Annotated in this window: 8 protein-coding genes and 1 pseudogene; 8 read left to right on the top strand and 1 reads right to left on the bottom strand. The window is 65.0% G+C overall.

What is annotated here, in order from left to right:
- The first annotated feature begins 2 nt into the window (after positions 1 to 2).
- The 6 genes and pseudogenes from JJC00_RS26405 to JJC00_RS26430 form a co-directional block, all read left to right on the top strand.
- Entirely contained in the window at positions 3 to 659 is a 657-nt protein-coding gene (locus JJC00_RS26405) for a hypothetical protein (protein ID WP_200468796.1), read from the top strand.
- Between the two features lie 285 nt (positions 660 to 944).
- A complete protein-coding gene (locus JJC00_RS26410; RefSeq protein WP_200473943.1) occupies positions 945 to 2,216 on the top strand; it encodes an IS110 family transposase in 1,272 nt (423 codons plus the stop codon).
- A gap of 313 nt (positions 2,217 to 2,529) precedes the next feature.
- Entirely contained in the window at positions 2,530 to 3,525 is a 996-nt protein-coding gene (locus JJC00_RS26415; protein ID WP_200468797.1) for an NAD(P)H-dependent flavin oxidoreductase, read from the top strand.
- Positions 3,526 to 3,550: 25 nt separating this feature from the next.
- Positions 3,551 to 4,519 carry a quinone oxidoreductase family protein gene (locus JJC00_RS26420; protein WP_200468798.1) on the top strand — a complete coding sequence of 323 codons (969 nt, stop codon included), beginning with the start codon at positions 3,551 to 3,553 and terminating at the stop codon, positions 4,517 to 4,519.
- 191 nt (positions 4,520 to 4,710) lie between these two features.
- Positions 4,711 to 6,084 carry a cation diffusion facilitator family transporter gene (locus JJC00_RS26425; protein ID WP_200468799.1) on the top strand — a complete coding sequence of 458 codons (1,374 nt, stop codon included), beginning with the start codon at positions 4,711 to 4,713 and terminating at the stop codon, positions 6,082 to 6,084.
- 203 nt (positions 6,085 to 6,287) lie between these two features.
- Positions 6,288 to 8,600: pseudogene (locus JJC00_RS26430) on the top strand (PAS domain-containing sensor histidine kinase); the annotation flags it as partial.
- Positions 8,601 to 8,614: 14 nt separating this feature from the next.
- On the opposite strand, the gene JJC00_RS26435 reads toward JJC00_RS26430, so the two are convergent.
- On the bottom strand, positions 8,615 to 9,508 hold the full coding sequence (locus tag JJC00_RS26435; RefSeq protein WP_200468800.1) for a LysR family transcriptional regulator: 894 nt from the start codon (positions 9,506 to 9,508) through the stop codon (positions 8,615 to 8,617).
- Positions 9,509 to 9,732: 224 nt separating this feature from the next.
- Here JJC00_RS26435 and JJC00_RS26440 point away from each other — a divergent pair, with 224 nt between their 5' ends.
- Together JJC00_RS26440 and JJC00_RS26445 are read left to right on the top strand one after the other, a co-directional pair.
- Positions 9,733 to 10,233, top strand: a complete 501-nt coding sequence (locus JJC00_RS26440; protein ID WP_200468801.1) for a formate dehydrogenase subunit gamma — start codon at positions 9,733 to 9,735, stop codon at positions 10,231 to 10,233.
- Positions 10,230 to 11,786: a formate dehydrogenase beta subunit gene (locus tag JJC00_RS26445; RefSeq protein WP_200468802.1), complete on the top strand. Its 1,557-nt coding sequence runs from the start codon at positions 10,230 to 10,232 to the stop codon at positions 11,784 to 11,786. The genes JJC00_RS26440 and JJC00_RS26445 overlap by 4 nt, the downstream gene beginning before the upstream one ends.
- The last annotated feature ends 8 nt before the right edge of the window (positions 11,787 to 11,794 follow it).

The following is an 11,794-nucleotide window of genomic DNA, read 5'->3' on the forward strand; positions in this document are numbered from 1 at the left end:
GCGTGACGAATAGACCTGATCGATCGGGATCCTGCATCCTTGCAGGGCTCGCGCTTGCGACCATGATCGCATGCATGATGTCCTCGGCCTCGGCCCACGAAGCGAACAAGCGCATGGCCGATGCAAATGCGCTTGCTACGACCGACTCCTCATCGCGACAGGCGCCGCAATCAACGCGGCGCCCCGTCGCGCGAGCGGAGGCGGAGAAAGGTCCGTACTACGTGGACTTCCGCGCGCGGACGGCGGCGAGCTGGGGCCACGCGTTCGTCTGGTACGGCAAGACCAGCGAACGCGCCGTCGACGTCGCGGGCCTCACGCCCAAGGGCGACACCTGGAGTTACGTGCTCGGTCACCTCACCTGGGTGCCATCAGAGACCGGCGCGAGCTATGGCGATCTCGATCCGGACTATTTGACCGCGAGCTATCGCGTCTATCTGAACGAGGCCGACGCCAAGCGCGTGTTCGCCTACATCAGGAAGCTGCAGGAAAGCTCGCCGGTCTGGAATGCCGAGACCACCAACTGCACCGGCTTCATCGGCGACATCGCCGAGTACATGGGACTGAAGGTCCCCTATCGCTGGCAGCGCCCGGAAAACTTCGTCAACAGCCTGAAAGATTTGAACGGCGGCCGCCAGATGGTGCGGCTGTCGGCGGAGTAGCTGCTCGCCCCAACCACGCCGTCATTGCGAGTTGGGACCAGCATTGAGGGGCTGACGCGCGCTGGATGAAACTTTTCGGGGGTGGAGAGAGGCGGTAGATTGGGGCGCCGTCGGCAAAGAGGTCGATTACTCTCTGGTGCGTGAGAGCCCGGTTGCGAGTTGGACCCGGGTTGCCTGGATGACCCACACTGGCGCGGAGGGGCAACATGGCCCTGGAGCACGCTTCCTAGCATTCTTTTCTGACAGGCGCCTATGCCGCCGGCGCGAACTGTTGAGGAGAGCAGCATGGATATTCTGTACGAGCGGGTGGCTGGCCTGGATGTGCACAAGGACACGGTCGTGGCCTGTGTGCGGATCATGGTCGACGGCAAGGCGCAGCGGGAGTGCCGGACCTTTGCAGCCGCGACTGAACAGCTTGGGGAGCTGCGAAGGTGGCTGGAAGAAAGCCGGTGCACGCATGTGGCGATGGAGGCGACGGGCGTCTACTGGATGCCAGTGTTCCGAATCCTGGGCGAAGGCGCCTTTGAACTGATCGTCGCCAATGCCGCGCACATCAAGAATGTGCCGGGACGCAAGACCGACATGAACGATGCGATGTGGATCGCCGATCTGTTGGCCTGCGGGCTGATCAAGGGCAGCTTCATTCCGGAGGAGGAGGTTCAGGAGTTGCGCGCGCTGACGCGGACGCGCAAGCAGCTGGTTCGCGAGCAGACGCGGCACGTGCAGCGGATCGAGAAGACGCTGGCAGAAGCCAACATCAAGCTTGGCTCAGTGATCTCCGACATCATGGGCGCGAGCGGCCGGCGGATCATCCAGGCGATGATTGAGGGCGTGCGGCAGCCCAACAAGCTGGCCGAGCTAGCCGGCAAGCAGATCAAGGCCTCGCCGAAGGAGCTCTACGACGCGTTGCACGGGCGGCTGACGGATCACCACCGCTTTCTGCTCGCGCTTCATCTGCAGCAGCGGGATGGCCTGGATGAGACGATTCGCAAGCTTGATGTCGAAATCGCTCAGCGGATCGAGTGCATGGAAGCGGAGGTCAACGGTGGCAAGATCCCCTTTCGCCACTTGATCGGATTGTTGACCACCATTCCCGGGGTCAGCGCGGTGGCGGCGCCGGCCATTCTGTCCGAGATCGGCGCCGACATGAGCCGCTTCCAGACCGCTGGCCATCTCGTCGCCTGGACCGGACTGTGTCCCGGACAGAACGAGAGCGCCGGCAAGCGCAAGTCCTCGCGCCTGCGCAAGGGCGCGCCGTGGCTCAAGACGATGCTCATTCAATGTGCCTGGGCTGCCAAGCGCACAAAGAACAGCTACTACCGGGCGCAGTTCTTCCGCTTGCAGGCCAAGCGCGGGCCGCAAAAGGCTATCTGCGCCGTCGCTGCCTCGATCCTCACCGCAATCTACCACATCCTCAAAGACGGCACGGAGCACCGCGACCTCGGCGCTGCTTACTTCGACCGCCGGCCCACGGAGGTCCAAGCAAGCCGCCTCGTCGCGCGCCTCAAAAAGCTGGGCTTCACCGTCCAACTCCAGCCCATCGCGGAGGCCGCCTGACGCTAAACCATCAGCCGTTTCTTCCTAGCGGAGCGAAGCAATCCAGCCTGTTTCCGCGGAGAAGATCTGGATTGCTTCGCCGCGCTCGCAATGACGGTGTTGATGCAGCCGGGCTCGAACGTTGTTTCAGCAGCCCGGCGGTCGCTCTCGTGGGGACCCGCGCCCAATTATCCGCCCCGCGGAATCACCCTCACCGCCCGCATGGCACCCCGCCCTCACTGCACGCCCCGCTAATAGACTTTTCCAGACCCCGGCGGCATCCTCCCGCCATCAACCGGTAACAGGGCCTGTCACGCAGGCGGGGGAAACAGAGATGTTGCAGACACGGTTCACCAGGCTCGTCGGCGTCGAGCACCCGATCGTCCAGGGCGGCATGCAATGGGTCGGACGCGCCGAGCTGGTCGCGGCCGTTGCCAATGCCGGCGCGCTCGGCTTCATCACGGCGCTGACCCAGCCGACGCCGGAGGACCTGACCAAGGAGATCGCGCGCTGCCGCGACCTCACCGACAAGCCGTTTGGCGTCAACCTCACCATCTTGCCCGCGATCAAGCCGCCGCCTTACGCCGAATACCGCGCTGCCATCATCGAAGCCGGCATCACCGTGGTCGAGACCGCCGGCAACAAGCCGCAAGAGCATGTCGACGAGTTCAAAAAGCACGGCGTCAAGGTCGTGCACAAATGCACCAGCGTCCGCCACGCGCTGTCGGCCGAGCGGATGGGCGTCGACGCCATCTCGATCGACGGGTTCGAATGCGCCGGCCACCCCGGCGAGGACGACACCCCCGGCCTGATCCTGATCCCGGCCGCCGCCAACAAGGTCAAGATCCCGATGATCGCCTCCGGCGGCTTTGCCGACGCTCGTGGCCTCGTCGCCGCCCTTGCACTCGGTGCCGAGGGCATCAACATGGGCACCCGCTTCATGGCGACCAGGGAGAGCCCGATCCATCAGCTCATCAAGGAGAAGATCGTCGCCAATGACGAGCACGAGACCGAGCTGATCTTCCGCACCATGCGCAACACCTCGCGCGTCGCCCGGAACGAGATCTCGACCAAGGTCGTCGCGATGGAGAAGGAAGGCGCCAGGTTCGAGGACATCCGCGAGCTCGTCGCCGGCGCCCGCGGCAAGATGGTCTATGCGACAGGCAATTCGGACGAAGGCATCTGGTCGGCGGGCCAGGTGCAGGGCCTGATCCAGGACATCCCGAGCTGCGGCGAGCTGATCTCCCGCATCGTGCGCGAAGCTGAGGCGATCATTCGCAGCCGGCTCGAAGGCATGATCGCTCAACCAAACGCGCAAGCGGCGGAATAATCACTGCAAGAAGCGAGAGTCATTCATGAAGGCTTATGTCTATGATCCTGACGGCGCTCGGATTTCCGACGTCGCTCAACCAAAGCCTGAGGGCACGCAAGTGCTGGTTCGCGTGCGCGCCTGTGGTCTCAACCGCGCCGACACCGGCATGCGCAGGGGTCACGCCCATGGCGCCGCCGGCGGCGCCGGGACCGTGCTCGGCATGGAATGGGCCGGCGAAGTCGCCGAGCTCGGACCGGATGCGAAGGGCGTCAAGGTCGGCGACCGCATCATGGGCTCGGGTGGCGCAGCGTTCGCGGAGTACACGCTTGCCGACCACGGCCGGCTGTTCCGCGCCCCCTCGAACATGAATTTCGAGGAGGCCGCCACCCTCCCCGTCGCACTCGCGACCATGCACAACGCCGTCGTCACCGTCGGCGGCGTGCAGCCCGGGCAAGCCGTGCTGATCCAGGGCGCGAGCTCCGGCGTCGGCCTGATGGCGATGCAGATCGCCAAGCTCAAGGGCGCCAAGATGGTGATCGGCTCCTCGACCGATGCCTATCGCCGCGGCCGGCTGAAGGAATATGGCGCCGACCTCGCCGTCGATTCCTCCGATCCCAAATGGGTCGATGAGGTGCTTGACGCCACCGGCGGCGAAGGGGTCGACCTCATCGTCGATCAGGTCTCGGGCAAGGTCGCCAACCAGAACCTCGCCGCGACCAGGATCCTGGGCCGCATCGTCAATGTCGGCCGGCTCGGCGGCACCCATGCCGACTTCAACTTCGACCTGCATGCCGCCCGCCGCATCTCCTATATCGGCGTCACCTTCCGCACCCGCACCATCGAGGAGGTCCGCGCGATCTTCGACGAAGTCAGGAAGGACATTTGGGCCGCGGTCGAGTCGCGAAAGCTCCAGTTGCCGATCGACAAGGTCTACGGGTTCGACGACATCGACAAGGCGTTCGAGCACATGGAGGCGAACAAGCACCTCGGGAAGATCGTGGTGACGCTCTAGGTGCCGCTGTCATTCCGGGGCGATGGGCAGCATCGAACCCGGAATCTCGAGATTCTCAGGTGCGCAAGTGCGCACCATAGTTCGCCCTTCGGGCGCCCCGGAATGACATCCCGCCCGCTCCTGCAACTCACTAGCGACTAGCCCTGTCGATCGTCGCTTGATGTTCGCGAGCGCCCTGCTACATCCCGGCCATGAGCGGACAACACGACAAGACATCGGTCGCGGCAATCTCGATCCTGGCCAGCGGCGGCATGGCGGCGGCCAAATTCGTGGTCGGCATCGCGATCGGGTCGCTGGCGCTGATCTCCGAAGCCCTGCACTCCTCGATCGATTTGGTCGCAACCATCATCACCTGGGCGGTGGTGCGGATCTCCGACAAGCCGGCCGACGACGAGCACCATTATGGCCACGGCAAGCTCGAGAGCATCTCTGCGCTCGGCGTGACCGCCCTGCTCTACGTGCTCGCCGGCGGCATCCTGGTCCAGTCCTATAGCCATCTTCGCGAGGGAACCCCGCCACCGACCATTTCGGCCGTGCCGTTCGTGGTGCTGGTGATCGATATCGTCGTCAATCTCTGGCGCGCTCGCGCCCTGCACCGTGCCGCCAGGGAGACCCGAAGCGAGGCGCTCGCCGCCGACGCACTGCACTTTGCATCAGACGTGATGGGCTCATGTGCCGTGATCGTGGGCCTGATTCTCGCAGCCTTCGGCTTCTGGTGGGGAGACGCGGCCGCAGCCGCAGTCGTGGCGGTCATGATCGCGGCTCTTGGCCTGCGGATGGCAAGCTCCACGGTGCAGACGCTGGTCGACCGCGCGCCTGAGGGCGCACTGGAGAAAGCCACCGCCGCGATCCGAGGCGTCCCCGGCGTGATCGACGTCGAGCGCCTGCGCGTGCGCATGGTCGGGGCGACCACCTTCATCGACAGCATCGTCAACGTGCCCAGGACCTATCCGATTGACCGCGTCGAGGAGATCAAGCGTAACGCGCAAGCCGCAGTCACCAAGGCCTTCGGCGATGCCGATCTCACCTTCACCGCAGTGCCGGTCGCCCGCGACAACGAGACCGTGCGCGACCGCATCACGGTGATCGCACGTAATTCTGGCCTCGCCATCCACCACGTCACGGTGCACGACCTCGTTGCCAAGCTGATCGTCGGCATCGACCTCGAGGTCGATGCCGACATGCAGCTCGAGGCCGCCCATGAGGTCGCCAACATGCTGGAGCAGAACATCCAGGAGGAGTTCGGCGCGGATGTCGAGGTCGACGTCCATATCGAGCCACTGGAACCGGAACTGCCGTTTGGCGTCGATGCCGCGCCGGAACGGGTCCAGACCATCGCCGCCGCGCTCACCGAATATGCCGCCGGCGGCGAGATCCACGACATCCATAGTGTGCGCGTCCGCGACACCGAGGGCGGCGAGATCGTCAACTTCCATTGCCGCGCCACGCCGTCGATGAGCGTGATCAAGGTGCACGAACAAGTCGATGCGATCGAGCGCAGGCTGCGCCGCGCGTTCCCGAGCGTGAAGCGCGTCATCAGTCACGCCGAACCGCCACGCGCGTGATGGAGTCTCACGTTCTCGTTTCGGACTCATGACGCACCGGACTCGAAGCGCGCAAACTCTGCATTGGATAAGAATTATTTCGCGTTAACGTTTCGTTGACTCTCGACAGCCTGCGCAAACTGGATTCAAATCGCTGTGATTCGAAAGCGACGTGGGGCTGCTTTCGACCAGTGTTGCAAGCAGGTTTTCAGGGGGCAGAAGGCATGGCGCGCGCAGACGCCGCGAACGCGTGCGTCCAATCCGATTCGATCAAAGGATTGGCGCAATCGATCGCGAAACCTGCCTATCATCGGCTCCTGATCGCGGAGCCGGCGCTGCGTCGCGCCGTGCCGACGCTTATCATTGCCTTCCTCATCACGATCTGCCTCGGCGCGTTCGTCCAGGTCGTCGACCAGACGCGCCAGAAGCGCCTGGTGATCCAGAACGACATCTCATTCCTCGCCGAACTGCTCGCCGAGCGCATCGACCGCGTCACCTCCGTGCGCGCGGAGCGGCTCAAGAACATCGAGAACCTGCCGACGCTGGTGCCCGACATGATCCCGTCCCGGGCCAGAGTCTCCGGCCGCCACGTCGTCGTCACCTCGGCCGGAATCGACCGCCGCATCCTCGCCCGCATTCCGATCGACAGCGATCCCTCGGGCAACGACCGCCTGCTTGATGCGATCACCACAGCGCAGTTGCTCGCAGCACCACCGCGCGACAACGACGTCTCCAGCATGCCGCTGCCGAACGGCAACGCCGCAATGGCGACCTCGCGGCCGATCAAGTCGCTGCCGGGCCTCGTCACCGTGATCCAGGAGCGCAACGAGCCGATCTGGGGCTCGGACGCCGCGCTGTCGGTGACGCTGTCGGCGACCACCGGCTTCGTCGTCCTGATCCTCGGCTTCGCCTTCCACTGGCAGTCGACCCGCGCCCGCGAAGGCGACCTCATCAACGACGCCGTGCGCGGCCGGATCGACACCGCGCTCAACCGCGGCCGCTGCGGGCTGTGGGACTGGGACCTGTCGCGCGGCCGGATCTTCTGGTCGCAATCGATGTTCTCGATGCTTGGCCTCGACGGCCGCAACGAACTCCTCACCTTCGGCGAGGTCAACGCGCTGGTGAAGTCGGACGACATCGACCTGTTCGCAATCGCCGACCAGCTCATCTCCGAGAAGATCGACCACATCGACCAGACCTTCCGCATGCAGCATGTCGACGGCCACTGGATCTGGCTGCGCGTCCGCTGCGAGCGGACCCACGGTGCCAGCGATTCCGGCATGCACCTGATCGGGATCGCGGTCGACATCACCGAGCAGAAGAGCCTCGCCGAGCGCACCGTGGAAGCCGACCTTCGCCTGCGCGATGCGATCGAGACCATTCCGGAAGCCTTCGTGCTGTGGGACGCGAGCGACCGCCTGGTGCTCTGCAACTCGCACTTCCAGCGCCTGCACAAGCTGCCCGACACCGCCGTGATCCCCGGCACCTCCTACGAGACCGTGCTGGAAGTCGGCCGCATGCCGGAGGTCCGGACCCGCCACAACGAGACCGTCAGCCAGGGCCCGGGCGCGCGCACCTTCGAGGCCCAGCTCGACGACGGCAGCTGGCTGCACATCAGCGAGCGCCGCACCAAGGACGGCGGCTACGTTTCGGTCGGCACCGACATCACCCGCATCAAGGAGCACGAGCAGAAGCTCGTCGACAACGATCTGCGCCTGCGTGCCACCGTCATCGACCTCAAGCGCTCGCAGGCGGCGCTGGAACGCCAGACCATCGAGCTCGCCGACCTCGCCGAGAAATACCAGCGCGAGAAGACCCGGGCCGAGGAAGCCAACCAGACCAAGTCGAAATTCCTCGCCAATATGAGCCACGAGCTGCGCACGCCGCTCAACGCCATCATCGGCTTCTCCGAGATCATGGGCTCGGGCATGTTCGGTGAGCTCGGCAGCGAAAAGTACCAGGAATACTGCCACGACATCCTGACCAGCGGCCATTATCTGCTCGAGGTCATCAACGACATTCTCGACATGTCCAAGATCGAGGCCGGCCGAATGAAGCTCGACATGGAAGAGCTCGACCTCGGACAGACGCTCGCGGAGTCCCTGCGCGTCGTCTCCGGCCGGGCCCAGGACAAGCACCTGACGCTCGATGCCGAGATCGAGAAATCGATCTCCGTCGTCGCCGACCGCCGCGCCACCAAGCAGATCATTGTCAACCTGCTGTCCAACGCCGTGAAGTTCACGCCCGACGGCGGACGCATCGTGGTGCGCAGCCGGCAGCTCGACGACAGGATCGTGCTGATGATCGCCGACACCGGCATCGGCATCGCGCCGCACTCGCTGGCGCGGCTCGGACGCCCGTTCGAGCAGGTCGAGAGCCAGCTCACCAAGACCTATCACGGCTCCGGCCTCGGGCTTGCGATCGCGCGCTCGCTGGCGCAGCTCCACGGCGGCTCGATGCGGCTGCGCTCCAGGCTCGAAGTCGGCACCGTCGTCCGCGTGACGCTGCCGCGCGACGCCATCAAGGCGGCGGCCGGGACGCGGCCTAACGCTTATGATTGCAGGCTCGGCGCCACTTCGCGCGCGACATTGACCAGCGCCGCGATCAGCGGCGTCATCGGATCACGCTGCGGGATCACCAGACCGATGCTGTAATTGACTTCGGGGTCGGTGATCGGGATCGAGCGAACCTTGTCGGAGAGGCCGAGCGTCTCGGCGAGCTTGGCCGGCATCACGCTCGCCCACCGCCCCGTCTTCACATGCGTGTACAGCACCAGCAGCGAGTTTGAGGTCAGTGTCGGCGTCGCCTCCGCGCCGACCGAGCGCAGCGCGCGGTCGATGATGCGGCGGTTCTGCATGTCGGGTGTCAGCAGGCACAGCGGCACCTGGCCGACTTCGGCCCAGGTCACGGCCTCCCGATCGCCGAACATCGCATCCGGCGCGGTCAGGAGGCGGTAGCTCTCGTTGAAGAGCGGAATGGTGCGCACCTTCCCGATCGGCTCGTTCTCGATATAGGTCAGCCCGGCATCCACCTCGAGATTTTCGAGCAACCCCAGCACCTCCGACGAGGTCGTGGACCGGATGCTGAAGCGGACCTCGGGATGCTTGGCGCGGAACGGCGTGGTCAATGAGGCCACCATGCCGAGCACGGTCGGGATTGCCGCAATACGAATCTCGCCGGAAAGCTTGTCCTTCAGCGAGTTGATCTCCTGGCGCATCGCGCGGGCATCGCCCACGATCCGCCGCGCCCAGTCCAGCGCTCGCTCGCCCTCGGGAGTAAATCCCTGAAACCGGGACCCGCGCTGGACCAGCATCACGCCAAGGATCTCCTCGAGCTGCTTCAGCCCGGTCGACATGGTCGGCTGGGTGACGCCGCAGGCCTCTGCCGCCCGTCCAAAATGCCGCTCCTTGGCCAGCGCCAGCAGCAGTTCAAGCTTGTCGATCAACCGTCCGTCCCCTGCGTGTCCGTCGTGGCATACAAGCTATCACGCCCGGCCTGCACCAACACGCAAAAACCGGCAACCGATACAAGTTTCATTACCATTTCGTATCGACCGATTGCGCATCCAAATCGATCTGAATCCGCAATCGCAGCATGAGACAGCTTTATTGATCTTCGAACGATTCCAAATAGTTTGCGCGGAAGGGACGCTCAATTTGAGAACGAAGAATGACAGCGGTTTACGAACCTTCTTACGAGCCTTCTTACCAGCCTTGGGACGAGACGCACGGCGCCGAGATCATCGCCGAACATGCCAAGCAGGAAGGCGCGACTCTCGTCATTCTGCACGCGCTCCAGGAGGCGTTCGGCTATGTGCCGGAGGCGGCGATCCCCATGGTGGCCCAGGCGCTGAATCTGTCGCGCGCCGAGGTCCATGGCGTCTTCACCTTCTACCATGATTTCCGTCACAAGCCGGCCGGCCGCCACGTGCTGAAGCTATGCCGCGCCGAGGCCTGCCAGGCCGCAGGCGGTGATGCACTGGCTGCGCGCGCTGAATCGAAGCTCGGCGTTTCGCTTGGAAATACCACTGCGGATGATCGCGTCACGCTGGAGCCGATCTACTGCCTCGGGCTGTGCTCGACCGCGCCGTCGGCGATGCTCGACGGCCGCCTCGTCGGCCGGCTCGACGAGAAGCGCCTCGATGCGCTGGTTGCGGAGGCGCAACGATGAAGCTGAAAATTTTTATCCCTCGCGATGCGACCGCTATCGCCGTCGGCGCCGATGAGGTTGTCGCAGCATTCGAGCAGATCACAGGGAAGCGCGGCCTGCCGATCGAGATCGTCAGGACCGGCTCGCGCGGATTGCATTGGCTGGAGCCGATGGTCGAGGTGGCGACCCCAAAGGGGCGCGTCGCTTACGGCCCGGTGAGCTCCGAAGATGTCGCCTCCGTGCTCGAGTCAATGGCGAGCAACGGACCGCACGCCCTGCGGCTCGGCGTCGCAGACGAGATCCCCTGGCTCAAGCGCCAGACCCGCCTCACCTTCGCCCGCTGCGGCGTGATCGATCCGCGCTCGCTCGAGGATTATCGCGCTCATGGCGGCTACAAGGGCCTGGAGCGCGCACTGTCGCTCGGCTCGGACGCGATCCTGGCCGAAGTCACCGCCTCCGGCCTGCGCGGCCGCGGCGGCGCCGGCTTCCCGACCGGCATCAAGTGGAAGACGGTCGCGCAAGCCAAGGCCGACCGCAAATTCATCGTCTGCAATGCCGACGAAGGCGACAGCGGCACCTTCGCCGACCGCATGATCATGGAAGGCGATCCCTTCCTGGTTATCGAGGGCATGACGACCGCCGGCATCACCGTCGGTGCGACCAAGGGCTATATCTACATCCGCAGTGAATATCCGCATGCGGTCGAGGCGATGAATGCCGCGATATCAGCCGCGCGGCGCGGCGGCTATCTCGGCGACAAGATCGGCGGCTCGACCACCAGCTTCGACATGGACGTGCGCGTCGGCGCCGGCGCTTACGTTTGCGGCGAGGAGACTTCGCTGCTCGAGAGCCTCGAAGGCCGCCGCGGCCTGGTGCGCGCAAAGCCGCCGCTGCCGGCCCATCACGGCCTGTTCGGCAAGCCGACCGTCATCAACAACGTGCTGTCGTTCGCGGCCATCCCCTTCATCCTCGCCGAAGGCGCCAAGGCCTATGCCGATTTCGGCATGGGGCGCTCGCGCGGCACCATGCCGATCCAGCTCGCCGGCAACATCCGCCAGGGCGGCTTGTTCGAAACGGCGTTCGGCGTCACGCTCGGCGAGCTCGTCGACGACATCGGCGGCGGCACGTTCACCGGCCGTCCGGTGCGCGCCGTGCAGGTCGGCGGTCCACTCGGGGCCTATTTCCCGCGCGCCCTGTTCGACACGCCGTTCGATTACGAAGCCTTTGCCGCGCGCGACGGCCTGATCGGCCATGGCGGCATCGTCGTGTTCGACGACAGCGTCGACATGCGCAAGCAGGCGCGTTTCGCCATGGAGTTCTGCGCCGTCGAATCCTGCGGCAAGTGCACGCCCTGCCGCATCGGCTCGACCCGCGGCGTCGAGACCATCGAGAAAATCATCCGCGGCGAGCGGGTAGCCGAGAACCTCGCGCTCGTCGAAGACCTCTGCAACACCATGAAATTCGGCTCGCTCTGCGCACTCGGCGGCTTCACGCCCTACCCCGTGCTCAGCGCATTGAAGCATTTCCGGGAGGATTTCGTCCCGGCCCCGACCACGCTTCAGGCCGCGGAATAGGAGAACAA

It is taken from the genome of Bradyrhizobium diazoefficiens (assembly GCF_016616885.1).
In the GTDB taxonomy this organism is placed as follows: domain Bacteria; phylum Pseudomonadota; class Alphaproteobacteria; order Rhizobiales; family Xanthobacteraceae; genus Bradyrhizobium; species Bradyrhizobium diazoefficiens_F.

Bases quoted from the DNA above. Each gene is read 5' to 3' on its own strand.
- JJC00_RS26410 (WP_200473943.1), top strand. From the start codon at position 945: ATGGATATTCTGTACGAGCGGGTGGCTGGCCTGGATGTGCACAAGGAC.
- JJC00_RS26415 (WP_200468797.1), top strand. From the start codon at position 2,530: ATGTTGCAGACACGGTTCACCAGGCTCGTCGGCGTCGAGCACCCGATC.
- JJC00_RS26420 (WP_200468798.1), top strand. From the start codon at position 3,551: ATGAAGGCTTATGTCTATGATCCTGACGGCGCTCGGATTTCCGACGTC.
- JJC00_RS26425 (WP_200468799.1), top strand. From the start codon at position 4,711: ATGAGCGGACAACACGACAAGACATCGGTCGCGGCAATCTCGATCCTG.
- JJC00_RS26440 (WP_200468801.1), top strand. From the start codon at position 9,733: ATGACAGCGGTTTACGAACCTTCTTACGAGCCTTCTTACCAGCCTTGG.
- JJC00_RS26445 (WP_200468802.1), top strand. From the start codon at position 10,230: ATGAAGCTGAAAATTTTTATCCCTCGCGATGCGACCGCTATCGCCGTC.